The following is a 23,273-nucleotide window of genomic DNA, read 5'->3' as shown; positions in this document are numbered from 1 at the left end:
ACGCTGAAAGCCATCGTGACCTAGCGCAAATTGCTCTCGGAAGACTTAATCGGACTCTGCGGAAGCGATCGGGATTTGACGTGAATTCGGCGCATTGCGAGCGGCCTGAAGCTGCGTCTTTGAGAGAGATTTTTCACGGTTGGAGAAAGGGCGATTTTCGCTCGGGCCTTCAAGGTATTAGCTGGGGGCCTCGCCGGTCGAAAATGGGTCGAAAAGTACCGCGAAAGTTATGGTCGAGTTGACAAAAAGCATAGATTCAGGCATTTAGGCTCCGATGAGTGTCTGAGAAGCACATATTTTATCGACTTTGCCCACGGGTATTTCCGTAACATTTGGGCATGGTGGTGTGCTGGCCTTCGGCGAAAGCCTGAGTGCTCCCTTCATCTCGAACATCGTCTTTCAAACGCTAACGATGCGCACCCCGCAGACGCCGCACCCGCGCCGCCTGCGCCTGGGCCAGCGCCCCTGTGTGACTTATGTCTTTTCATTGGTTGATCCTGCTCGCGGCCATCGCCGTCGAGTTGCTCGCGACGTCGGCGCTGAAGGCCTTCGTCGCGGCGCCGGTCCTCGTCGCGGTCCTGCCGCTCATGCTGATCGGATTGTCTTTCGCCCTGCTCAGCGTCGCGCTGCGCGTCATCCCCATGGCCGTCGCTTACGCGGTCTGGGAAGGCCTCGGCATTGTCGGCATCGCCCTGATCGGCCATGCCTTCTTTGCCGAGCACCTGACGGTTTCGCGCATCCTGGCACTGGCCCTGATCATCGGCGGCATCGTGCTGCTGGAACGCGGCGTCGGTCACGAAGCCGACCATGTGGCCCCCGAGGAGGATGAGCGGAGGCTGGTGTGACCTTCGCCGCCTCCGCGCAAGCCTTCGCGCTTGCCTGGCTCGCGCTCGCCGTCGCCCTCGAGGTGATCGGCACCAGCCTGCTCAAGATCTCCGACGGGCTGAAGCACCGGCTCGTCGGCGCCCTCGGCGTGCTCTGTGTCGTCGGCGCCTTCGCCGCCCTGGCGCAGGCGATCCGCGGCATGGACCTCTCGGTCGCCTACGCGGTCTGGGGCGGCGTCGGCCTGGTGCTGACGGCGGTCGTCGGCTCGCTCGCCTTCGGCCAGCGCATCCGCCCCGCCGGCTGGCTCGGCATCGCGCTGGTCGTCGCCGGCGTGGTCGCGCTCAAGTTCTTTTGACCGAAAGGCGCCGCCTCAGTTCAGGAACGGGTTCTTCCACCCGCCCTGCTGGGCCGGCGCCTTGGCCGGGAAGGTCTCGGCGAGATAGGTCAACACCTTGCCGCGCTCTTCTGCTTCGAGAGCTGGCATGTTGTGCTTTGTGACCATCCAGTCGAGCGTCTCGCCCCATTTCTCCCGGCTCAGCCCCTGGGCAGCGACCAGCTTGAAGTTGTGGCAGGCGACGCAGGCATAGAAGGCCTCGTCGCGGTTCGGCCCGGCCGGGAACATCTCCGGCGTCTCCTCCGACGGGGCAGGGGCCTGTGCCAGCGCCGACGATGCGGCGACCAGAAACCCCGCGCCGAGCATGAGCCCGGTGCGGCGGATGCGCGCGATCATGGCGTTCACCCGACCAGCACCGCGACCCGGTGCATCGGGTTGGCACCGTAGCCTTGCGGGTTCCAGCCGCCGGCCACATGCGGCTGCCCGCGGCCCTTGCTGTCGGTCGCGCGGACCCAGAGCTCGTAATAGCCGTCGGAGGGCAGCTCGACCTCGGCCGTCCAGCGCCGCCAGTCATAGCGGTTGCGCGGCTCGGCCGCCTTGGCCGGCTGCCAGGTCGCGCCAAAGTCGATCGAGACATCGACGCGTGAGACGCCCTCATGCCCGTCCCAGGCGGCGCCGCGCAGTGCGAGCTTGCGCGTGCCGGCTGCGATGCGCGTGCCATTCGCCGGATTGGTGATGATGCCGCGCACCGGCATGTCGGTCATGGTGCGCATGTTGGCATCGTCGGTCTTGCCGCCGGGGATCATCGGCTTGATCGCGACCGAATAGGAGGTGCCGCCCATGCCCTGGCCGTCATGCTCCTTGTCGCGGATGGCGATGCGCTTCAGCCATTTATGCGAGACCGAGGCCGGGAAGCCGGGGATGACCACCCGCAGCGGCCCGCCATGGATGGCCGGGAGCGGCTGGCCGTTCATCGCCCAGACCAGCAGCGCATGCGGCTCCAGCGCCGCCGCGATCGGCACGCCGCGCGAGATCGCATCCTTGCTTGGATCACCGGAGAGATGCTGGTCGGCGCCGTAATTGCCGGTATGGACGGCGCTCGACTTGATGCCGGCGCTCTGCAGCACATCGGCGAGCGGCACGCCGGTCCATTCGGCGCAGCCGGCGCCGCCATTGGTCCACTGGTTGCCGCGCGCCTGTGGCTGGAAGAAGGAGCGGCCATTGCCGCCGCATTCCAGCACCATGCGATAGGTCTTGTGCGTGAACTTCTGCTTGAGCTCGCCGAGCTTGAGCTTCAGCGGTGTGTTGACCTCGCCGTCGATCGAAAACTCCCAGGCATCGCCCTCCTTGAACTCGTCCGGCGTCAGGCCGTTGTTGCGGACAAAGAACTTGTCGAACGGCGTGGTGTCGTCATCGAGCAGGTGTTCCGGTGTCTCGGCGACGAGTGGCCGGTCGCCGAGCAGGACGAGGCCCTTGGCCTTGCCCGGGAAGTCGAGCAATTGCGGCCCCTTCGGTGCAGCGGCCGCTGTCGGAGCCGAGGATGGGGCGGGGGAGGCGGGCGGTGCTCCCTGCGCCAGCGCGGCTGGAATCAGCCCGGCCGGCATCTGGTCCGAGAACGGGATCGTGCCGCCGACGGCGGCGCCCATCGTTACGAGTCCGGCGCCACCGAGGAATCCGCGGCGCGAGGAGCCGGTACGGCGGCCGAAGGCCAGAGCGTCGCCGCGTTCCGGATCGTCGCCATAGAGTTCGCTGAGCGATCGTTCCTGCTTCGCCATGATTTTCTCCTTCGCGGCGTCGCCATTGCGCCGGGTTCAGGAACAAGACGCACGAGCAGACAGGATCATTCCATCCGATCGGAATTTATTGTCTTCGCGTTTCAGGCAAGGCAGGGCTGCGCGCTGCGCCAGTCGTTCTGCAGGGCGGTACGCAGCGGCTCGACCCTGTCCGCCGGCTCACTCGTCAGGGCCTTGATGAAACCCGTGATCAACTCGAAACGTGCCGGCGGCATTCCGGTCGCGATCAGGAGATAGCCGCGCCCGCCGGCATTCCAGCCTGCCAGCGTCTGTGCGCCCTGGTCGGGCACAGGCGCGGGTTCCGCATGCGGGCTGACATGCATGCTGAGCCGGCAGCCGCGCGCGCCGACGAAACCGATCCGGACTTGTCCTGCCGCCGAGGTCGCCTGCCAGATCGGCTGCAGGCCGAGACGGGCGAGCTCGCTTGCGACGGGCAGGGCCGCTGTCGGCGCGACCGTTGCTAGAGGCCGAGGCGCCGAGCTCGCGAACTGTTCATGTGCTGCCAGAGAGGCCGCAAGGAACGTCTCGGCAGTGTCACGCCGCAGCAGGATCGGCGTCAGTGTAGCAGCGGCGGCAATGACAAGAGCGGCCGCAATTGCTGCAAGCGGCCGTAAGCGCGGTCGCGGTGGTGCAGAGAGTGGAGGCCGGAGCGGAGCCTCGTCGGCCGGCAGCGCCCGCAATTCCTGCTTGAGTCTGACGATGCCGCGTAGCGTCTCAGCCGTTTCCGGCGAGCTCGCTAGCCGCTCGGCGACGGCGCGTTGCTCGGCTGGCGCCAGTTCGCCGTCGGCGAAGGCGTTGAGTTTCTCCCAGTCCGATGGGAGCGGCTGGTCAACCCGATCTGGCATGGCGAACCGGGAGCACGCGGATATTGGCTCCCCCTATGATCGCAAGCAGCATGGCCCGGGCGCGCGACAGCCGGCTCATCACGGTGCCGACCGGGACGCCTGCGAGCGCGGCCGCTTCCGCATAGCTGAAGCCGTCGAGGTCGACCAAGACCACCATCTCCTTCATCGCGACCGGCAGCTGTTCCAGCGCCTGCCGCACCGTGATCGCGCTGAGCGCGCGTTCGTCGAAATGCCAGTCGGCCGGCTCGGGCGCTTCCATTCCAAGCTCATGCTGCCGCCGCCTATGCTGGTCGATCAGCAGGTTGCGCAGGATGCTGTAGAGCCAGCGGCGATAGGCGGCGTCATCGGCCGGTTCACTCCTCGCCGTCAGCACCCGCACGGCCGCTTCCTGAGCCGCATCGCCGGCCCGCTCCCGGTCGCGCGTCAGCGCGCAGGCATAGCGGTAAAGCCGCGTCCATTCGCGTTCGAGCCGCGCATTGCGCGCCGCCGCCTTGCGTTCGTCGCGCCACATGCTCGCGCCATCCGAACCGGTTCATGTCGCGAGCGGAGAGGGCCAACGCCGGGTGCCCACGACGCGGGAGAGCATAGGCGAGGATTCGCGAAAGCGGAACCGGAAGAGGCTCGCCGCCTATCCGCCTTCAGCCGACTCGCTTGGCGAGCGCGGCCCGATAGGCGTCGAGAACGCCGTCGACCATGGCGTCGAGGCGGAAATTGGCCTTCACATGCGCGGCGAGATCGGCCGCTTGCGCCATTCTCTCGGTGGCTGGCGTCGCCAGTGTCTTCTTAATCGTGTCGGCCAGGACGATCGGCTCGTTTGGCGGGATCAGCCGGTCGGCATGGCCGGGGCCGTAGATCTCCTTGATGCCGCCGACATCGGTCGCGATCAGCGGCTGCGCCGCCGCCGCCGCCTCCAGGATGACATAGGGCAGCGATTCCGCCCGCGATGGGATCACCATGACATGCGCCTTGGCGAGCGCGGCGCGGATCGGGCCCGGAGGTTCGAACACGCACTGGCCCGCGACGCCCTGGTCGACCGTCATCTGTCGCAGCACCGCCTCGTCCGGGCCGGAGCCGACGATCAGGATACGCGGCGTCAGCCCGTCGCGGCGCTTCAGCAGCGCGAGCGCTTCGATCAGCGTGTCGACGCCCTTGGCCGAGCGCAGTTCGCCGAGATAGACGAGATCGAACGCGGCCTCGCCATGGTCGATCGGCTCAAACTCTGCCTCCGAGATGCCGTTCAGCACGATGCGGTGGTCGGTACGCGGCTGGTGCCCGACATGGGCCTCGAAACGCCCGGCGATGAAGGCGCTCTCGAACAGGAACATGTCCGTCGCCGGCTCGAACAGACGCTCGATCGCCATGTAGATCCGGTGCTCGGCGCTTCCCGGCTTGTAGTTGAAGCTGCCACCATGCGGCGTATAGGCGGTGACATAGCTCCGCCCGGGTGAGACCAGAGCGGGCAGGCGGGCATAGACACCACCCTTTGAGCCGTGCGCATGCACGATTTGTGGCCCGATCCGCTTGCGTGTCGATGCTGCTGAAGCTTGCGCGCGCATGTCGGTCAGACTCGGATAGCGCGACATCGGCACACGCGTGACGCCAAGCGAGAGCTGCGGCCCGAGCTCGGCGAAGACCTGGTCGGCGCGCGCGCCGCCGGTGGTCGAATCGCAGAAGATGCCGACGGCGTGGCCGCGTGCGATCTGGCCACGGGCGAGGTCGAGCACATGCCGGAAGAGGCCGCCGAGCGGCGCGCGGAAGACGTGCAGGATCGTCAGGGGAGCGGAGCCGGCCGCGGCGGACATGGTCAAACGCTCCGGGTCGTGGTCAGAACCAGCGTTCCTTGATCACGATCGTGTCGCCGGGCCTGACCGGGTAGGTGACGGGCACCGTGCCGGTGACGAGCTGGCCGTCCATCAGTCGTGTGACCTCGGCATAGCTGCGCTGGCCGCGCGGCGTGAAGCCGCCAGCGATCGCCACGGCCGTCTGCACCGTCATGCCGTTGACGAAGGGGAACTGGCCGGAATTGGTGACTTCGCCGAGCACGAAGAACGGGCGGTAGGCGTCGACCTCGACTGAAACCTTGGGCTCGCGCAGATAGCCGCCGCGCAGCTTCGCCTCGATCGCTCGTTCGAGCTGTTGCGTCGTGCGCCCCTGAACCTCGACCGCGCCGATCAGCGGCATCGAGATGCGGCCGGAGCCGTCGACGGCATAGACGTTGGAGAGATTGTCCTGGCCGAAGACGATGACGCGTAAGCGATCGCCGCTGGCGAGCTGATAGGGAGCAGCGGTCTCCACGGCAAATTCTGGCGCGACCATGCGCGGCGCGCAGCCGGCAAGGGCGAGCGCGGCGGCAAGCGCCAGACAGACGGGATGTCTACTCATCATCACCGGCGGACCCATCGAGACATGCCCCTAGGGATAGGTCGTCATGGTTAACAAAACCTGATCGGCCGACCCTTTGGAGCATATTAAAGGTTGCGGCTCTTAACCCACCACTAACCTTAATGGGCTCACATGACGCTGCGTCTCTCGCGAGATGCGAGAGTTCTGCGTGAATGGAAGCCTCATGACCGCTCGCTACGATACCGTTGCGGCCGCTGGCGAGAGCCGCTCCGATTTGCTCGACTTGCCGGCCCTCTGGGCCGCGATCAAGGCGCGCAAGCTCTGGATCATCGGGCCGACGCTGGCAGCGCTCGGACTGTCCTTCATTGCGGTCAACGCCGTCACGCCGCGCTACACCGGCGAGGCGCGGCTGCTGCTCGAAAATCGCGACAGCTTCTACACGCGGCCGGGGCAGGCGCCGTCGGAGACCTCCGGCCAGCAGTTCGACTCAGAGGGCGTGCAGAGCCAGGTCCAGGTCATCATGTCGCGCGATCTGGCGCGTGAGGCGATCAAGCGGATCGGCCTGGTCGGCAATTCGGAGTTCGATTCAGGCGCCGGCGCGCTCGGCGCGCTGAAGAAGGTCGGTGTCCTGCTCGGCATCGGCGCCCATCCGGCTGACCGGTCGCCGGAGGAGCGGGTGCTGGAGAAGTATTACGACCGGCTCCTGGTCTTTCCTGTCGGGCGCTCGCGCATCGTCTCGATCGAGTTCACCTCGCAGGATCCGGCGCTCGCCGCCAAGGCGGCTAACGAGATCGCTGCCGTCTATCTGGAGATGCAGGAGGCGGCCAAGCAGGATACGGCGCGCAGCGCCTCGTCCTGGCTCTCGACCACGATCGAGCCGCTGCGCAAGCGGCTGGCGGAATCGGAGGCCAAGGTCGAGGCGTTCCGCTCCCGCCATGGCCTGCTCGTTGGCGCCAACAACACCACGATCACGGCCCAGCAGCTCGCCGACCTGTCGACGCAGCTCTCCAATGCGCGCAACCAGCAGGCCGAATCGCAGGCCAAGGCCTCGATCATCCGCGACGCGATCAAGGCCGGGCGCACCTTCGAGATTCCCGATGTCGCCAACAACGATCTCGTCCGCCGGCTGATCGAGCAGCGCGTCAACCTGCGGGCGCAGCTCGCGCTCGAATCGCGCAACCTCCTGTCGGAGCACCCGCGCATCAAGGAGCTGAACGCCCAGCTCGCCGACCTCGAAGGCCAGATCCGGGCCGCCGCCGAGCGCGCCGTGCGCACGCTGGAGAACGAGGCCAAGATCGCCGGCCAGCGCGTCGAGAGCGTTACCGCCGCACTCGAGGGCCAGAAGAAGACCGCTTCGGGCGCCAATGACGACGAGGTCCAGCTGCGTGCGCTCGAGCGCGAGGCGCGGACCCAGCGCGACCAGCTCGAACAGTACATGCTGCGCTATCGCGAGGCGCTCGCCCGCGACAGCCAGAACGCGACGCCGGCCGATGCGCGCGTCATTTCGCGCGCCATCGAGCCGACCGAGCCTTCCTTCCCGAAGAAGCTGCCGACGATGCTCGTCGCGACGCTGGCGACCTTCCTGGTGGCGCTGGCGGCCGTCGTCTCCCGCGAGCTGCTGAATGGGGGGTCGCCCGTGCCTGCCGAAGACGCGCCGCGGCGCAAGGCGCCGGGCCGTGTCGAACCGGCCGTCGGCAAGTCCGACGATGAGGACGGCGAGGGTGAGTTGGCAGCCCCGCCGCCGCGTCGCCGCGAGCGCATTGCCGGCCTCCTGACCCATGGCGGGCGCATCGGCCAGCTCCATCTCGACCTCACCGATCCCGATGCCGGTGCGGCCGAACTCGCTGCCTGCGTCAACAAGGCGAGCGAGGGCCACGCGCCGCTCGTCCTGGTGCTCGACGGGGCGGAGCCGGGCGAAGCTTCGCCGCGCGCTTTGGCGCTGCTCCTCTCCGAGCGCAGCCGCTGCATCCTGGTCGATCTCGCCAGCGACAGCCGCGACCGCGCCGGCTTCTCCGAGCTGCTCGCCGGCGAGGCGATGTTCTCCGACATCATCACCCGTGAAGAGGATTCGCGCCTGCACGAGATCGCGCCGGGCCGGGCCGGGCGTGCCGCGGTGCTGGCGGCGCCCGACATCGTCGATGTCGCACTCGACGCGCTCTGCGAGACCTATGACTGGGTGCTGGTCGCGACGGCCTCGACCGATGAGGCCGAGGTGCTGACGCCCCTGCTGGCGCGCGCCCAGGGTGCGCTGGTCATGGCCGGCCATGCCGGAAACGGCCACGCGGTCGAAGCCGCCTATCGCCTCACCGACCTGACCGGCGCCCCGATCGCACTGGTCATGATCGATGCGCCGGAGCGCGTCGAACTGACCGCGCCGGAGAAGGAACCGGTGCCGGCCTAAAGGTCGCTACCAGAGGTTCTTGCCGTCGATCACGGTGACCGGAACGGCACCGAGGTCGAAGTCGTCGAGCACGCGCGCGTTCACAGCGACCTTCGGATTGTCGAAATCGGGCTCGCCGCTCGACCAGTCGGGCGATTCGGTGAAGGTGGTGCAACCACACTCGCCGCAGAAATGATGCGCCACCATCTTGCTCTGCCAGCGATAGGTCGACAGGCTCTCGCGCGGCGTCAGCAGCCGGAACTGGGCCGGCTTGTGGTAGCTCCATAGCGCGCCGCGCTTGGAGCAGATCGAGCAGGTGCAGGCGACCACCTCTGTGACCGGCTCCAGAACCTCGAACTTCGTCGCGCCGCAATGGCAGCCACCGCTGATGATCGTCATGTCGCCCGCTCCGTGAATGATGCGGGCAGATCAATCCCAGCCTCTTGTCAGTACATGGCAGGAGCGGGCTATTCGTCTGCGTCGGCTGGCTTGCGGCGCCTCAGCCAGCCGAGGATCCGCTGTGCGGCCTTGAGGGCGACGGGCGAGGCCTTGATCCGCCGCTTCAGCGCGCGCTTGACCCGGCTGTAGCGGGCATAGGCACGGCCCTTGGCCGTCAGAGGGAAGAAGGTGTCGACCAGATCGTCGCTGTCGTCGCAGATCGTCGTCTTGTAGCGGGCTTCGCCGATGCCGAGGTCGAACATGGTCAGGCCGGCCTGGCATTTGCGCTTGATCAGCTCGACCAGGAGGAGCTCGCCGGGGCTGGTGCGCGCCGTTTCCGAGGCGAGATCGAAAGAGGTCGCCATGCCGGAGAAGCGCGTGCCCTGGACGGCGCCGACATAGGTCGCAACTGAACGGCCCGCGAGGTCGAGCGAATAGAGTTCGATCACCGGCGGCCGATCCGGCTGCTGGGTCGCCGCCTGACGCAGGAAGGCGCGGATCGCCGGCGCTGCGAACGGGTCGGGCACGCCCATCTGGGCGAAGCGAGTGGCTTTTTGCGCGAGGAAAGCGTCGAGCACGCGCTCGATCTCCGCGTCGCTATGGGCCCTGACCAGCTCGGACGGGCCGAATTCAGCGAAACGGTTGCGCTTCGTCGTCAGCTTCTTGCGGGCATGCTTGCTCATCGAACGCCTGAGCGTGCCCTCGCAATCGCCCGGTTCGAGCGCGAGCTTGTAGGCGCGGCTCGGACTCTGCCCCGCGGCGAGCCTTGCCGGTGGGTTGGCGATGCCCTGCCAGTCGGTCGGCTGGTTGATCAGGAACAGTGCGTCGATCCCGCCGAGCGCCGCGCCGATCTCCTGCAGCAGCGCTTGCGTCGTCGCTGCATCGAGCGCTTCGGCGAAATCGCGCCGGTACAGCGCCATGTGATAATTGGCGTGCTTGCCGCCGATGAACTCGGCGAAGCGCGTGCCCAGACGTCGGGTGATCACCAGCGGAAACAGTGCGAGCAGTTCGCCATGGCCAGCCTCGACCCGGACGAAGCGGAAATCCATGCCCTCGGCTCGCCCGATCGTGTCGACGAAGGGCCGGACCCAGTCATAGGCCTGATAGGGCGTCACCAGGGCGCCCGCTTCGAGCGCGCGCCAATCGGCTTCCAGCGCGGCGATATCGCTGCTGGCGCTGAGCCGGTGCCAGAGGCGCGCTTCCGCGTCCCGCCGCAAGGCAGGAAGAACGGGCAGGCTGGGCGCGCTATCGGCAACGGCGGACATGCCGCGATCCTTAACCCGGCATTGTGAACGGACCTGCCATGATCGCTGGCGTTGCAAAGCGCCATCGCCGAACAGCGTTAGCGAAGGGTTGAATCGATGTCTCGGAGACGCCGGGCATGAGCCTGCGCCACAAGGCTTTTTCCGCCGCGTTCCGGATGATCGCGGCGACCGGCGCCGATCACTGGGGCAGGGGGCTCGCCCAGGGCAAGGGCGCGATCCTGACGCTGCACCATGTCCGCCCGGCGGTCACCGGCGGCTTCCGGCCGAACGGGCTGCTCGAGATCACGCCGGATTTCCTCGACCGGGCGCTGACGCTGATCCGGGCGCAGGGCTATGACATCGTCTCGCTCGACGAGGCGCTAGCGCGGCTGGCTGATCCGAAGCCCGGCCGCTTCTTCGTCGCGCTCACCTTCGACGACGGCTATCGCGACAATCTCGACCATGCCTGGCCGGTGCTGGCGAAGCACGGCGCGCCGTGGACGCTCTATGTCGTGCGCGGCTTCGCCGAGCGCACGGCGCGGCTCTGGTGGCTGGAGCTGGAGGAGGCGATCCGGGCGCTGCCGCGCATCGCGCTCGACCTGCCCGATGGCCGCTTCGATGCGCCGGGTGGCAGCGACACGCAAAAGCAGAAAGCCTTCGACCAGCTCTATTGGCGTCTGCGCAAGGGACCGGAAGCGATTCTGCTCTCAACGATTTCTGGGCTCGCAGCGCAGGCCGGCATCGACCCCGTCGCGCTGGTCGAACGCGAATGCCTTCCGGCCGAGACGCTGCGTTCGCTCGCCGGCGCCCCCGGCGTCACCATCGGCGCGCATACGCTGAGCCATCCGATGCTGGCCAAGCACCCGGAAGAGGTCGCGCGCCGCGAGATCATCGAGAGCAAGACCTGGCTGGAAGAGGTGCTGGAGAGGCCCATCCGCCATTTCGCCTATCCGGTCGGCGATCCGACCTCCGCCGGACCGCGCGAGTTCGCCTTGGCGCAGGAGACCGGTTTTGTCAGTGCTGTGACGACCCGTCCGGGCCATCTCTTCGCGGAGCATGCTGAACACCCACATGCGCTGCCGCGGGTCTCGCTCAATGGCCTGCACCAGAGCGAGGCGGCGCTGAAGGCGTTGCTGTCGGGGCTGCCCTTCCTGCTCTGGAACCGAGGGCGGAAATTAAGCGTCGGTTAGCGCGGGATCCCCTCTCCCGGATGGGAGAGGGGTAGGGGTGAGGGATCGCCGCTGATTGTTTGAGCGGGCGGCCGCCGCTGTGCCTTCTTGGGACAAGGCAGGCCCTCATCCGGCGCTCCGCGCCACCTTCTCCCATCCGGGAGAAGGAAGAGGCGCCGAGCCGGGTGGAGCTTTCCTCGAACCTCGTCCCGATCCGATCAGCGTATCGGCGGGGCGTAGTGCAGTCCGCCCTGCTTCCAGGAAGCGTTCAATCCACGCTCGATCTTTAAGGGGCTATCCTTGCCAATGTTGCGGTCGAAGACCTCGCCATAGGCGCCGACCTTCCGGACGATGTTCAGCGCCCAGTCGCGCGATAGCCCGAGCGATTCACCGATCGTGCCCTCGCGGCCGAGCAGGCGCAGGATGTTGGGATCCTTCGTCGACGCCGCGATCTGCTCGACGGTGCCCGACGTCAGCCCGAATTCCTCGGCCGCGTGCATCGCATAGGCCGACCACTTGACCACATTGTACCATGTATCGTCGCCTTGCCTGACGGCGGCGCCGAGCGGCTCCTTGGAGAGCGTGTCGGGCAGCACGATGTGCTTTTGCGGCTCGATCAGCTTCGAGCGAAAGGCGTAGAGGACCGAGCGGTCGGAGCTGAAGGCGTCGCAGCGGCCCGATTGATAGCCTTGCAACGCTTCCTCCTGGGACGCGAACGCGACGATCTCGTTCTTCAGATTGTTGGTGCGGAAGAAGTCCGTCAGGTTGAGCTCGGTCGTCGAGCCCTGGTTGGTGCAGAGCGTCGCGCCGTTCAGTTCCTTGCCGGATTTGACCTCGCCCGAGCGGACCATGATCCCCTGCCGTCGTAATAGGTTACGGCGGCGAACAGGATGCCGTTCGTCGTCTCGCGCCCCATCGTCCAGGTCGTCGTGTTGAACAGGATGTCGACCTCGCCGGACTGAAGCGCCGTGAAGCGGGCTGCAGCCGGGAGCGGCACGACCATGACCTTCTCGGGATCGCCGAACACCGCCGTCGCCACCGCGCGGCAAAAATCGACGTCGAGGCCGCGATGGCGGCCGGTCGCATCGGCGACGGAGAAGCCTGGCGTGCCCATGGTGGAGCTGCATTTCAGGACGCCGCGCTGTCTCACGGTTTCCAGGGTGCCGGCCTCAGCCTGCACTCCGCCAAGCACCAGGGCCAGAGAACCCACCCGCAACAACGTCTTCATGGCCCGTCCCCCCAACTCACCCGCGACATACGTCATGCCGGTCGACCTTTTCGATCGCGGCGAAACGCTATTGCGGCCGTCGAGAGAGAGGCGCTCTAAATTGGCAGCCTCGCTGCAAGTTTCTTAAGTTTGGCGGGGCCGAAATGCAGCAAACCACAAAGCGGCTCTATAAGCGCCTGAGCAGACCGCGAAAGCGCAGGGGCGATCGCCGCGGCGGGGGGCCGCGATCAGGCCTCGTCCTTGCGCTCCATCCATTTGATCAGCGGCAGCAGCGGCAGCACCCAGATCAGCCCGAGCACGACATAGGCGATGGTCTGCACGAGCTTCGAGGCCTCGGTGATCCGGCCCTGCGCCAGCGCCATGGCGACGAGCGCGTAGACGCAGACGAAGACGATCATCACGACCGTGCCGACGAGCTTGCGATGGGTCTGCCTCATGGCGATCTTGAGTCCGGGCTGCGGCATTGCGGGCGTTGTTCGGGCGTCGACGGCGGACTATCTGTCACCCGCCGCCGTGCTTGTGAAGCATATTCAAGCCTGCTCCCTGCGACCCGAGGTCCCGCCGCCGTGACGATCGCGCTCGATCAGCCTGCCGTTTCGGCCGCTGCAAGCCATGCCGGCATCCGCCGCTGGCTCTGGGCCGTCGCCTTCCTCGTCTTCGTCATGGTCGTGGTCGGCGGCGCGACACGATTGACCGGCTCCGGCCTCTCGATCACCGAATGGCGGCCCGTCACCGGCGCGATCCCGCCGCTTAATGATGCCGCCTGGGCGCTCGAATTCGAGAAATACCGCCTGAGCCCGCAATACCAGCTCCTGAACACGGGCATGGAGCTTGCCGATTTCAAGTTCATCTACTGGTGGGAATGGGGCCATCGCCAACTCGGCCGCTTCATCGGGCTGCTCTATCTCGCCGGTTTCGTCGTCGTCCTGCTGCGGCGCTCGATGCCATGGCGCGAAACCGCGATCCTGTTCGGCATGGGCTTGCTGCTCGGCCTGCAGGGCACGATCGGCTGGATCATGGTCGCCTCTGGCCTGGAGCCCGGCATGGTCGCGGTCGCGCCGGTCAAGCTGACCCTGCACCTGACCTTCGCCGGCTTCTTCTTCGCCAGCGTCATCGCCTTCGCCACCTGGCTCACCCCGCGTCGCCGCATCGAGCCGGCCTGGGGCAGGGCGGCCGCCTGGTTCCTGCTCCTGCTGCTCTTCGTCCAGATCGCGCTCGGTGGTCTTGTCGCCGGCTCCAAGGCCGGCTTCACCTTCAACACCTGGCCGCTGATGGACGGGGCGCTGGTGCCGCCATCCGCGACGCTGTTCGCCGGCACGCCGGTCTGGGAGAACTTCGTCGACAATGTCGCGCTGGTGCAGTTCAACCACCGCATCGGCGCCTACATCCTGCTCGCCTTCGCACTCTGGCACATGCTGGCCTTACGCCGCGCTGCGCCAAGCTCAGGCGCCGCCAAGCGCGCGACTGCCATCTTGGGGCTCGTGCTGGCGCAGTCTGCGCTGGGCATCGTGACGCTGCTCCTGGTCGTGCCGCTTTGGGCCGGCCTCGCCCATCAGGCGCTCGGCTTCACCGTACTGGCGATGGGCGTGGTGCATCTGACGCGCACGCAGCAGGCGGAGCGTTCAATTCGCGCCTGAACCACGCCGTCATGCTCGGCCTTGTACCGAGCATCCACGTCTTGAACACCACTCGCGACCAGCGAAGACGTAGATGGTCGGGACAAGCCCGACCATGACGACAATGCGTCCGCGGGATCAGGCCAGCGCCTGATCCAGATCGGCGATCAGGTCCTCGACATCCTCGATGCCGATCGACAGGCGCACCACCTCCGGGCCGGCGCCCGACGCCGTCTTCTGCGCGTCCGAAAGCTGGCGATGCGTGGTCGAGGCCGGGTGGATCACCAGCGAGCGCGTGTCGCCGATATTGGCGAGGTGCGAGAACAGCTTGAGGTTCGTGACCAGCTGGACGCCGGCATCGTAGCCGCCCTTGAGACCGAAGGTGAAGACCGCGCCGGCGCCCTTGGGGCAATAGCGCTGGGCGAGCGCGTGATACTTGTTGTCGGCCAGGCCGGCATAGTTCACCCACTCGACCGCCGGATGCTTGGCAAGATGGGTCGCGACCTTCACCGTGTTCTCGCAATGGCGCTGCATGCGCAGCGGCAGCGTCTCGATGCCGGTCAGGATCATGAAGGCGTTGAAGGGCGAGAGCGCCGGGCCCATGTCGCGCAGCCCGAGCACACGGGTCGCGATCGCGAAGGCGAAGTTGCCGAAGGTCTCGCCCAGCACCATGCCGTTATATTCCGGCCGCGGCTTGGACAGCATCGGGTAGCGCTCGTCGCCGACCCAGTTGAACGAGCCGCCATCGACGATCAGGCCGCCGATCGAATTGCCATGGCCGCCAAGGAATTTGGTCGCCGAATGCACGACGATGTCGGCGCCGTGCTCGAAGGGCCGGATCAGATAGGGGCTGGCCATCGTGTTGTCGACGATCAGCGGGATGTTGTGCTTCTTGGCGATCTTCGAGATGCCCTCGATGTCGACGATGACACCGCCCGGATTGGCGATGGATTCGATGAAGATCGCCTTGGTCTTCGGCGTCACCGCCGCGGCGAAGGCGTCGAGATCGTCGCTATCTGCCCAGATCACGTTCCAGCCGAAGTTCTTGTAGGAATGGTTGAACTGGTTGATCGAGCCGCCATAAAGCTTCTTGGCCGCGACGAACTCGTCGCCCGGCTGCAGCAGCGCATGGAAGCACAGGAACTCGGCCGCATGGCCCGACGCCACAGCGAGCGCCGCAGTGCCGCCCTCGAGCGCCGCGACGCGCTCCTCCAGCACCGCGTTCGTCGGGTTGCCGATGCGGGTATAGATGTTGCCGAAGGCCTGCAGTCCGAACAGCGAGGCGGCGTGGTCGACATCGTCGAAGACGAAGGATGTCGTCTGGTAGATCGGGGTGGCGCGCGCGCCGGTGGCCGCGTCGGGAGCTGCGCCCGCATGAACGGCGAGCGTGTGGAAACCCGGTGCGCGGTCGGTCATGGCGTGCTCCCTCGGAAACTCTGATTTCGGACGACTTGTTCGATTTAACGAACGCCCTGCGAGGCGTCAATTCAAGCAGTTGCCGCAAGCGGGCAATTGCGGCATGGCAGCATCATTGCGTCGGGGGATGGCAATGCGGCGTCTTGCGTACTGGTTTCTATTGTGTCTCGCCTTGTGCGGCGGCGCTCAGCCGGCCCGCGCGATCTGGCTTTCGGAAAGCGGCGACATCGCCTGGCTCACCGGCTCGATCGAGACGGATGACGATAAGCGTTTCAAGGCATTCCTGGAGCGGCCGCGCGCGAAGCCCTTGCGCGTGCTCTATCTGTCGAGCAGTGGCGGCTATATCCTGCCAGCCTTCGCGATCGGCCGGCTGGTGCGCCAGGCTGGGCTGGTCACCGCAGTCGACGCTGGCAGCACCGCCTGTTCCAGCGCCTGCACCTTTATTTTTGCCGGAGGCATCCGGCGCCATTACGTCGGCGGCGAAGGCGTCTTCGAAGGCTCGACCGCGCTGTCGGGCCTCGGCTTCCATCCGGCCCGGCGCACCGAGAAGCAAACCGGCCAGACGATCCTGAGCGAAAGCGGCACTGGCCGCGTCCGTGCCTTCTATGCCGAAATGGGCATGCCGCGCGCGACCGAGCTGATGGAGAAGGCGGCATTCAATTCGATGTATCGGCCCAATGGCGCGACTGCGCTCGCCCTCAAGATCGCGACCAGCCTCTCTCCGCCCTGAGCCGATGCCTTCGGCAGGCCGCTATTCAGTGAGCTTGATCCTGGTCTTCGCCAGCAATTCGGACGGGATCGCGCGGTAGCGGGCCGGAGAGGGCCGCGATCTCGACATACTATCTGATAGGCGAGAGTTCTCGCCCGATGTGCTCCGGCCGCACGCCGATGCCGTCCATCCGCGCCGGCAGCCGGCGCAGCAGCGGGAAGCGCTGCAGCAGGCGGAGCGGCCAGGGCGGGCTGATCGGCTTGTCCGCCGCCAGCAACGGCGTGATCACCCGGTTCTGGATCGCGATCTGGGCGGCCTGCGTGAGCTTGGCCGGCCATTCCCGCCGCTTCTGGACAGCGGCAAGGTCAGTATCCGCCAGCGTTCGTTCGCGCAGCGGCTTAGCCAGCAGGTTGGCACCGGCGACCGCATCCTGGATCGCCAGGTTGATGCCGATGCCGCCGATCGGCGACATGGCGTGGGCGGCGTCGCCGATGCAGAGCAGCCCCGGCCGCCACCAGCGCTCCAACCGGTCGACCGCGACCGAGAGCAGCTTGATGTCGTCCCATGAGACGAGCTCATCGGTACGGTCGGCGAGCTCGGGTGCAAGCGCGAGGAGGCCGGCCTTGAAGGCATCGAGCCCGGCGGCCTGCAGGCGCTCAAGCGAGCCCTTCGGGATGATGAAGGCGCATTGCCAGTAGTCGCCGCGGTTGAGCCGGATGAAGAAGCGCCCGGCCGCGACCTGGCCGAAGGCCTGCGCCGGCTCGTCTGCGCGGCGGCTGAAGCGAAACCAGAGCACGTCCATCGGCGCGCCGAGTTCGGTGACGGTGAAGCCGGCCGCCTCGCGGACATCGGAACGCCGCCCATCCGCCGCCACGACGAGGTCGGCGCGGATCTCCAGCGGGCCGTCCAAACCTTCTGCTTTCAAGCCTGCGATGCGCCCGTTCTCCTCGATCAGCCCGGTCGCCTTCGTCTGCATCAGCAACCGGAAACTTGGGTATTCCCGCCCGTGATCGGCGAGGAAGTCGAGGAAGTCCCATTGCGGCATGAAGGCGATGAACGGCGCCTTGACCGGCAGATGGCTGAAGTCGGCGACGGTGATGTCCTCTGTGCCGAAGCGGGCGACGAGGTCATCTTCCCGGACATGAGGTAGCGTCAGGAATTCGTCGAGCAGGCCGAGCTCGTGCATCACCTCCATGGTTGAGGGGTGGATGGTGTCGCCGCGGAAATCGCGCAGGAAATCGGCGTGCTTCTCCAGCACGATCACGTCGACACCGGCGCGTGCCAAGAGAAAGCCGAGCATCATCCCGGCCGGGCCACCACCGGCGATGCAGCAGGTCGTATTCTCCTGAAGCATGCCCTTGCCCCTGCCTATTCGGTCAGCTTGATCCCGGTCTTCGCCACCAGCTCGGTCAGGATCGCGCGGTCGCGGGCCATGAAGGCGCCGGTCTCCTGCGGGCTCCAGGCGACGGGCTCGATCACCAGCTCGCGATAGCGGGCGACGAGCTCGGTATCGGCCATCGCCGCATTGATCGCGGTGCTCAGGACGCGCAGCGTGTCGGGCGCGATGCCCGCCGGCGCTACGATCGAGGCCCAGCCCGGATAGATGACGTCGACACCTTGCTCCTTCAGCGTCGGCAGGTCAGGCAGCTGCGGTTGGCGGGTATCAGTGGTGGCGGCGAGCGCTTTCAGCTTGCCGCCCTGGATGTTGCCGAGGCTGGCGGCAAGGCTGTCGATCATGACATGGACCTGGCCCGACATCAGATCGGCCGCGGCGAGGCCAGCGCCGCGATAGGGGACATGCGCCAGCCTTATACCGGCCGCCAGCATGATCATCTCGAAGACGAGGTGATTGGTGCCGCCGATCCCGGCCGAGGCGAAGTTGAGCTGGCCGGGCCGCTGCCTGGCATAGGCGATGAACTCGGCGAGCGAATTGACCGGGAGGGTCGGCGAGGCGTTCAGCACCAGCGGGAACAGGCCGAGCATGCCGACCGGGACGAAATCCTGCGCGACGTCATAGGGCAGCTTCTGGCCGAGCGCCGGGGCGGCGGCGAAGCTCGCCGCGGTCGCGACCAGGAGCGTGTGGCCGTCGGCCTGAGCCTTCACCACCGCCTGCCCAGCGACAATGCCGTTGGCACCCGGCCGGTTGTCGATGATTATCGACTGGCCGAGCTGCCGCGACAAAGTCTCGCCGAGCCGGCGCGCCGCGATGTCGGTACCACCCGCCGGGGCGAAGGGGACGACGAGCTGGATCGGCCGTTCCGGGAAGGCAGCGTACGCGTCACGCGCGCCCAGTGCGCTCGCGAGGCCGGCGAGCAGGACGGTGCGGCGATCGAGAGGGGGCATCGGCCTTCTCCGGCGAAGAGCGGGAGCGGCGAGATTAGCGATCGCCCGCCGGCGGGGAAGAGCCTTCCCGCGATCTTTACGTCCCCGGGCGGTTGATCGACAGCTTCTGGAAGCCCTTGCCGGCGAGCACCGGCTTCTTCGCCGACAGGATGCGTGAATTGATGCCCTGCCAGCCGATCTCGCCGGAGAGCCGGCCGTATTCGATCTTGGGGCAGCGGTTCATGATCACGGTGAGACCCTTGGCCTCGGCCTTCGCCGCGGCCTCGTCATTGCGCACTGAAAGCTGCATCCAGACCACCTTGGGCGGCGGCTCCAGGCTCAAAGCCTCGTCGGTGATCGGCCCGGCGGCTTCCGAGTTGCGGAAGATCTCGACCATGTCGATCGGCTGCGGGATCTCCTTCAGCGAGCCGTAGACGGTCTTGCCCAGCAGCGTCTGCCCGGCGAGCCCGGGATTGACCGGAATCACGTCATAGCCGCGATCGAGCAGGTATTTGGTGACGATCCAGCTCGGCCGCGCCTCGTTGGCGGAAGCGCCGACCAGCGCGATCGTCTTCACCTCGCGCAGGATGCGGCGAATGAGCGCATCATCATAAACGTCGTGATTCACGGAGCTAAAATCCCAGCGAATTGAATGAGTTGCCTAATCTTCCGGAATCAACAGCGAAGCTGCTCCGATGCCCGGAACATAGCGTTGGCAAGCTCGTTCCCCACATTGAAGAGGAGGGGCATATCCCGCTCTTCATCAGTGAGGAGGGCCTGCCATGTGCGACTACAGTCTGCACCATGTGATGTCGACTCCTGCCAAAGTCGGCGACGTCCTCAAGACCACCAGCTTCATCGGATCGAGCACCAGGGGCTTTTGCGCCGCTGGCGATCCGACTGTCGCGGTCTGCGTGCTGCCCGGCACGGAGCTGGCGTTTGCGTCGGAGATCGAATGCGACAGGGCGGTCGGCTTCCTGCCTCATCGCCGGCTCGCGGCGACGGTGGCGCGTTTCCGCCAGGTCGATCTCGACAAGCCCTACGCCCATCACGACGCGATCGAGCTGCCCGACGGGCAGATCGTGCTGCTGACCAACCTCTCGGAAGGCCAGACCGCGACCGTGCTGCAATTGCCGGCGGACGAGCAGGCGCAGCGGGCGGCGAAGACCGAGGCGGAGCCGGCGCAAGCGGAGCCGATCTACATCTTCGGCATCTGACCGCACGGTCATAGGCACGTAGGCATACATTCTCTGCGGCGGACTCGTCTTCGGGCGAGCCCGCCCTTTCAGCTGTGACGCCAATCCGGCTGGCGCTTCTCCATGAAGGCGCCGATGCCTTCCTCGGCATCGCGTGCCAGCATATTCTCGACCATCACCGCGCAGGCATGGTCATAGGCCGCCTTCAGCCCCATCTCGCGCTGCTCATAGAAGGCGCGCTTGCCGACCTTGACCGTTGCCGCCGATTTCGAGGCGATCACCGCCGCGAGCCGCTTGGCTTCGGTGAGTGCTTCGCCGGACGGCACGACGCGATTGACGAGGCCCATGCGGGCCGCCTCCTGTGCCGGAACCATCTCGCCGAGCAAAAGCATTTCCATGGCGTGCTTGGCGGAGAGATTGCGCGAGAGCGCCACCATCGGCGTCGAGCAGAACAGGCCGATATGGACGCCTGGCGTGCAGAAGCGCGCGGCTTCGCCGGCGACGGCGAGATCGCAGGTCGCGACGAGCTGGCAACCGGCCGCAGTCGCCGTGCCTTCGACCGCGGCGATCACCGGCTGGGGCAGGGCGGTGATCTGCTGCATCACGCCCGAGCAGCGTCCGAGGACATCGGCGAAATAGGCGCGGCCGCGGTCGGGATCGGCCCGGCGCGCACTCATCTCCTTGAGGTCGTGCCCGGCTGAGAACACCGGGCCGGCTGCCGCCAATACAACCGCGCGGACGCTTTGGTCGGCTGCGATCGCAGCGAGCGTCTCCGACAGGGCGGCGAGCATCGCCTCGCTCAGCGGATTGCGCGCCTCCGGCCGATTCAGGGTCAGGGTCGCGATGCCGTCGGCATCCTCGCGCAGCAACAATTGCTGTCCGGCATGGGCGTTCATGGCGAAAAGCCTTTCGCTGTTTGTCGCTATTGTCGGGAGGCGGATGCCGTGCTGCAAGGGGCGTAACGTCCGATCAGACCCCGGTTTTCCGCACGATGACCACCCGCATGAGCGCCGCCGAGGTCGAGGCCTATCTCGATCAGGTCTTCCCGCAGCTGCATTATGGCGGGCGGACCTATTTCGTCGAGGCGGTCGGCCCGCTCACAGCGCGCATGCGCTGCGACTACCACGAGAAGCATTTGCGGCCGGGCGGCACCATCTCCGGCCCGACCATGATGGCGCTTGCGGATCTTGCCCTCTATGTCGCGATCCTCGCCCAGATCGGCCCGGTTGGCCTCGCGGTGACGACGAGCCTCAACTACAATTTCCTGCGCAAGCCGGGGCAGGCGGCGCTGATCGGGGAAGCGAAGCTGCTCAAGCTTGGGAAACGTCTCGCCGTCGGCGAGGTCTGCCTCTATTCGCAAGGCGAAACCGAGATGGTCTGCCACGCCACGGGGACATATTCGATCCCGGCTGAGAGATAATTGCGGTATCCTGATACCGTTTTATGTACTGCTCTGAAAACAATACATTTTTTGGAAAAGAGCTGCGTTATCTCTGCTTGACATCGATAGGGTAGCCGCCTATCCAGCGCCCACACCGCCGCCGGTTCGCCGGCGGCTTGTCCTTTTTTCAAGCAGCCGAAGGGTGCCGCGATGAAGACCATCTCGCTCAAGCCCGCCGATGTCGAGAAGAAGTGGGTTGTGATCGACGCCTCCGGGCTCGTCGTCGGCCGTCTCGCCTCCCTGGTGGCGATGCGTCTGCGCGGCAAGCACAAGGCCGCTTACACCCCGCATGTCGACTGCGGCGACAACATCATCGTCATCAACGCCGACAAGGTGGTGCTGACCGGTCGCAAGCGCGACCAGAAGATCTACTACCATCACACCGGCTATGCCGGCGGCATCAAGGAGCGCTCCGCCAAGTTCATTCTCGAAGGTCGCTTCCCCGAGCGCATCGTCGAGAAGGCTGTCGAGCGCATGCTGCCGCGTGGCCCGCTCTTCCGCCAGATCCTCGGCAATCTGCGCGTCTACAAGGGCGCTGAGCATCCGCATGCCGCCCAGTCGCCCGAGGCGCTCGACGTCGCGGCACTCAACCGCAAGAATGCGAGGGTCTGACGATGGCCGAGGTTCTCCAGTCTCTCGAGCAGCTCGGTCAGGTCGCCAAGGGCGTCCAGCCCGAGGCTCCCGTCCACGTCAAGAAGGTCGACGCGCAGGGCCGCGCCTATGCCACCGGCAAGCGCAAGAACGCCATCGCCCGCGTCTGGATCAAGCCGGGCTCCGGCAAGATCACGGTCAACACCCGTGACCAGGAAGTCTACTTCGCCCGCCCGGTGCTGCGCCTGATCCTGCAGCAGCCGCTGATGCTGGTCGATCGCCTGACCCAGTACGACGTCGTCGTCACGGTCAAGGGCGGCGGCCTCTCCGGCCAGGCCGGTGCGGTCCGCCACGGCATCTCCAAGGCTCTGACCTTCTACGAGCCGGACCTGCGCGGCCCGCTCAAGAAGGAAGGCTTCCTGACCCGCGACTCGCGTGTCGTCGAGCGTAAGAAGTTCGGCAAGGCCAAGGCCCGCCGCAGCTTCCAGTTCTCGAAGCGCTGATCGGCGTCAGACGGAACATTCTTTCAGAGGGGCGGCAGAAATGCCGCCCCTTTTCGTTTTTTGACAGGTTGCCGCCGGCGCCTCGACCTCATCGCGATGCGGCAACGCTCGTTCCGCAGGAAATGTTTCTTTTAGCGCCGGACCGTGACCCGGAAAAATGTCAGTGCCCCCGACGCGTCGAAACGCCGGTCTCACATCCCGCAGGATGTCCTGACCAGGAGTGTGAACGGATCGATCTGGAAGTCCTCTTCGAGTGACCTTCCGAACAGTCTCAGCCACGTCTCCTGCAGTTCAAAAGCCTTGGCCTCGCGCGCTGCGTCGCATTCGAATTTTGCCTGCTGCGCTTCCTGGAAATGATGCACCAGTTCGTGGACCAGGACAGACAAATCCGCTGCTGTCGCGCCGCTCCACGTGTCTCTCAGATAAATGATGTTCTCGCGCGCATCGTAGATCGAGACGATATTTGGCCGATCCTGTTGCTGCATTATTTCGGATGCGTACTGCTTGAACCGTAACACGGTCACTTGGTCCGCCGGTTTGAAGACAAGCCTCGGCAATGAATTGGGCACCGGCTGCCCGAGCTTCGCGCCGACCCAGATCGCAAGGGCTTCCAGCAGCCTTCCTCCCGGATCGGGTTGCCTCTCACCGATGACGATTTCGAAGCCCGAGCCGAGGCGCAGGCGTTCGATCGTCTCGTCGCGTGCCGAGGCTTCAAGAGGCAGGGATGACACGAGCGCGGCAGCGCCCGCGATCAGACAGGGTCCGATAGCTTTCATGGCATTCGTCCAGAGCAAATGCCGTCAATTGCGATATTGGCCGTCAGCGCCACCGCGTGTGCTTCACGGGAGGATCGCCTGTTCCGCAAGGTAACAGATCGCGG

General features: G+C 66.3%; 25 protein-coding genes and 1 pseudogene. 10 read left to right on the top strand and 16 right to left on the bottom strand.

Annotated elements, in window-relative coordinates:
- Nucleotides 1-476 precede the first annotated feature (476 nt).
- The gene (locus BLM15_RS10070; protein ID WP_126112621.1) at nt 477-845 is read left to right on the top strand and encodes a DMT family transporter; all 369 of its coding nucleotides are present in this window, start codon (nt 477-479) and stop codon (nt 843-845) included.
- Complete coding sequence (gene mdtI, locus BLM15_RS10065) at nt 842-1,180, top strand: multidrug/spermidine efflux SMR transporter subunit MdtI (RefSeq protein ID WP_126112620.1); 339 nt, start codon at nt 842-844, stop codon at nt 1,178-1,180. The genes BLM15_RS10070 and mdtI overlap by 4 nt, the downstream gene beginning before the upstream one ends.
- A 15-nt stretch (nt 1,181-1,195) precedes the next feature.
- Here the strand turns inward: mdtI and BLM15_RS10060 are convergent, their stop codons facing one another.
- From BLM15_RS10060 to BLM15_RS10035, 6 genes are all read right to left on the bottom strand, one after another.
- Nucleotides 1,196-1,555: a hypothetical protein gene (locus BLM15_RS10060; protein ID WP_126112619.1), complete on the bottom strand. Its 360-nt coding sequence runs from the start codon at nt 1,553-1,555 to the stop codon at nt 1,196-1,198.
- A 5-nt stretch (nt 1,556-1,560) separates the two neighbouring features.
- Nucleotides 1,561-2,934, bottom strand: coding sequence for a sulfite oxidase (locus BLM15_RS10055; protein ID WP_126112618.1), 1,374 nt, complete (start codon nt 2,932-2,934; stop codon nt 1,561-1,563).
- 101 nt (nt 2,935-3,035) lie between these two features.
- Nucleotides 3,036-3,797 carry an anti-sigma factor family protein gene (locus tag BLM15_RS10050; RefSeq protein WP_126112617.1) on the bottom strand — a complete coding sequence of 254 codons (762 nt, stop codon included), beginning with the start codon at nt 3,795-3,797 and terminating at the stop codon, nt 3,036-3,038.
- Nucleotides 3,781-4,308: an RNA polymerase sigma factor gene (locus tag BLM15_RS10045; protein WP_126112616.1), complete on the bottom strand. Its 528-nt coding sequence runs from the start codon at nt 4,306-4,308 to the stop codon at nt 3,781-3,783. Before BLM15_RS10045 ends, BLM15_RS10050 begins: the two co-directional genes overlap by 17 nt.
- 127 nt (nt 4,309-4,435) lie before the next feature.
- Nucleotides 4,436-5,599, bottom strand: coding sequence for a glycosyltransferase family 4 protein (locus BLM15_RS10040; RefSeq protein ID WP_126112615.1), 1,164 nt, complete (start codon nt 5,597-5,599; stop codon nt 4,436-4,438).
- Nucleotides 5,600-5,621: 22 nt separating this feature from the next.
- Nucleotides 5,622-6,179, bottom strand: coding sequence for a polysaccharide biosynthesis/export family protein (locus tag BLM15_RS10035; RefSeq protein ID WP_126112614.1), 558 nt, complete (start codon nt 6,177-6,179; stop codon nt 5,622-5,624).
- A 184-nt stretch (nt 6,180-6,363) separates the two neighbouring features.
- On the opposite strand from BLM15_RS10035, the gene BLM15_RS10030 reads away from it, so the two are divergent.
- Nucleotides 6,364-8,541: a GumC family protein gene (locus BLM15_RS10030; protein ID WP_164547466.1), complete on the top strand. Its 2,178-nt coding sequence runs from the start codon at nt 6,364-6,366 to the stop codon at nt 8,539-8,541.
- A gap of 6 nt (nt 8,542-8,547) precedes the next feature.
- On the opposite strand, the gene BLM15_RS10025 is transcribed toward BLM15_RS10030, so the two are convergent.
- Both BLM15_RS10025 and BLM15_RS10020 read right to left on the bottom strand, forming a co-directional pair.
- Complete coding sequence (locus tag BLM15_RS10025) at nt 8,548-8,919, bottom strand: GFA family protein (protein WP_126112612.1); 372 nt, start codon at nt 8,917-8,919, stop codon at nt 8,548-8,550.
- A gap of 68 nt (nt 8,920-8,987) precedes the next feature.
- On the bottom strand, nt 8,988-10,223 hold the full coding sequence (locus BLM15_RS10020) for a GNAT family N-acetyltransferase (RefSeq protein WP_126112611.1): 1,236 nt from the start codon (nt 10,221-10,223) through the stop codon (nt 8,988-8,990).
- Nucleotides 10,224-10,339: 116 nt separating this feature from the next.
- On the opposite strand from BLM15_RS10020, the gene BLM15_RS10015 reads away from it, so the two are divergent.
- Nucleotides 10,340-11,392: a polysaccharide deacetylase family protein gene (locus tag BLM15_RS10015; protein ID WP_126112610.1), complete on the top strand. Its 1,053-nt coding sequence runs from the start codon at nt 10,340-10,342 to the stop codon at nt 11,390-11,392.
- A gap of 197 nt (nt 11,393-11,589) precedes the next feature.
- On the opposite strand, the pseudogene BLM15_RS10010 reads toward BLM15_RS10015, so the two are convergent.
- Both BLM15_RS10010 and BLM15_RS10005 read right to left on the bottom strand, forming a co-directional pair.
- A pseudogene (locus tag BLM15_RS10010) lies at nt 11,590-12,599 on the bottom strand (amino acid ABC transporter substrate-binding protein).
- A 227-nt stretch (nt 12,600-12,826) separates the two neighbouring features.
- On the bottom strand, nt 12,827-13,036 hold the full coding sequence (locus BLM15_RS10005; RefSeq protein ID WP_126112609.1) for a DUF2842 domain-containing protein: 210 nt from the start codon (nt 13,034-13,036) through the stop codon (nt 12,827-12,829).
- Nucleotides 13,037-13,165: 129 nt separating this feature from the next.
- Here BLM15_RS10005 and BLM15_RS10000 point away from each other — a divergent pair, with 129 nt between their 5' ends.
- On the top strand, nt 13,166-14,236 hold the full coding sequence (locus tag BLM15_RS10000) for a COX15/CtaA family protein (protein WP_335904824.1): 1,071 nt from the start codon (nt 13,166-13,168) through the stop codon (nt 14,234-14,236).
- Nucleotides 14,237-14,353: 117 nt separating this feature from the next.
- Here BLM15_RS10000 and BLM15_RS09995 read toward each other — a convergent pair whose 3' ends face one another.
- Nucleotides 14,354-15,631 (bottom strand): O-acetylhomoserine aminocarboxypropyltransferase, encoded by a 1,278-nt coding sequence (locus tag BLM15_RS09995; RefSeq protein ID WP_126112607.1) that lies wholly within the window; start codon nt 15,629-15,631, stop codon nt 14,354-14,356.
- On the opposite strand from BLM15_RS09995, the gene BLM15_RS09990 reads away from it, so the two are divergent.
- Entirely contained in the window at nt 15,603-16,361 is a 759-nt protein-coding gene (locus tag BLM15_RS09990; protein ID WP_129505135.1) for a hypothetical protein, read from the top strand. The genes BLM15_RS09995 and BLM15_RS09990 overlap by 29 nt on opposite strands.
- A gap of 109 nt (nt 16,362-16,470) precedes the next feature.
- Here the strand turns inward: BLM15_RS09990 and BLM15_RS09985 are convergent, their stop codons facing one another.
- The 3 genes from BLM15_RS09985 to BLM15_RS09975 all read right to left on the bottom strand — a co-directional run bounded on the left by BLM15_RS09985 (nt 16,471) and on the right by BLM15_RS09975 (nt 19,290).
- The gene (locus tag BLM15_RS09985) at nt 16,471-17,694 is read right to left on the bottom strand and encodes an FAD-dependent oxidoreductase (RefSeq protein WP_126112605.1); all 1,224 of its coding nucleotides are present in this window, start codon (nt 17,692-17,694) and stop codon (nt 16,471-16,473) included.
- Between the two features lie 14 nt (nt 17,695-17,708).
- Nucleotides 17,709-18,683, bottom strand: coding sequence for a Bug family tripartite tricarboxylate transporter substrate binding protein (locus tag BLM15_RS09980; RefSeq protein ID WP_126112604.1), 975 nt, complete (start codon nt 18,681-18,683; stop codon nt 17,709-17,711).
- A 76-nt stretch (nt 18,684-18,759) separates the two neighbouring features.
- Nucleotides 18,760-19,290 carry a CoA-binding protein gene (locus BLM15_RS09975; RefSeq protein WP_126112603.1) on the bottom strand — a complete coding sequence of 177 codons (531 nt, stop codon included), beginning with the start codon at nt 19,288-19,290 and terminating at the stop codon, nt 18,760-18,762.
- A 154-nt stretch (nt 19,291-19,444) separates the two neighbouring features.
- Between BLM15_RS09975 and BLM15_RS09970 the strand changes: the two genes are divergently transcribed.
- Nucleotides 19,445-19,879 (top strand): hypothetical protein, encoded by a 435-nt coding sequence (locus tag BLM15_RS09970; protein ID WP_126112602.1) that lies wholly within the window; start codon nt 19,445-19,447, stop codon nt 19,877-19,879.
- A gap of 68 nt (nt 19,880-19,947) precedes the next feature.
- Here the strand turns inward: BLM15_RS09970 and BLM15_RS09965 are convergent, their stop codons facing one another.
- Entirely contained in the window at nt 19,948-20,754 is an 807-nt protein-coding gene (locus BLM15_RS09965; protein ID WP_126112601.1) for an enoyl-CoA hydratase, read from the bottom strand.
- Between the two features lie 107 nt (nt 20,755-20,861).
- Here BLM15_RS09965 and BLM15_RS09960 point away from each other — a divergent pair, with 107 nt between their 5' ends.
- The 3 genes from BLM15_RS09960 to rpsI all read left to right on the top strand — a co-directional run bounded on the left by BLM15_RS09960 (nt 20,862) and on the right by rpsI (nt 22,393).
- Nucleotides 20,862-21,278 (top strand): PaaI family thioesterase, encoded by a 417-nt coding sequence (locus tag BLM15_RS09960; RefSeq protein WP_236846628.1) that lies wholly within the window; start codon nt 20,862-20,864, stop codon nt 21,276-21,278.
- Between the two features lie 171 nt (nt 21,279-21,449).
- A complete protein-coding gene (rplM, locus tag BLM15_RS09955; protein WP_126112599.1) occupies nt 21,450-21,911 on the top strand; it encodes a 50S ribosomal protein L13 in 462 nt (153 codons plus the stop codon).
- 2 nt (nt 21,912-21,913) lie between these two features.
- Nucleotides 21,914-22,393, top strand: coding sequence for a 30S ribosomal protein S9 (gene rpsI / locus BLM15_RS09950; protein WP_126112598.1), 480 nt, complete (start codon nt 21,914-21,916; stop codon nt 22,391-22,393).
- A gap of 191 nt (nt 22,394-22,584) precedes the next feature.
- Here rpsI and BLM15_RS09945 read toward each other — a convergent pair whose 3' ends face one another.
- Nucleotides 22,585-23,169 carry a DUF6647 family protein gene (locus BLM15_RS09945; RefSeq protein ID WP_126112597.1) on the bottom strand — a complete coding sequence of 195 codons (585 nt, stop codon included), beginning with the start codon at nt 23,167-23,169 and terminating at the stop codon, nt 22,585-22,587.
- Between the last annotated feature and the right edge of the window lie 104 nt (nt 23,170-23,273).

The sequence above is a fragment of the Bosea sp. Tri-49 genome, assembly GCF_003952665.1.
GTDB lineage: Bacteria > Pseudomonadota > Alphaproteobacteria > Rhizobiales > Beijerinckiaceae > Allobosea.
Note: the sequence above shows the minus strand (reverse complement) of the source record. Positions and strands in the feature narration are given on the sequence as shown.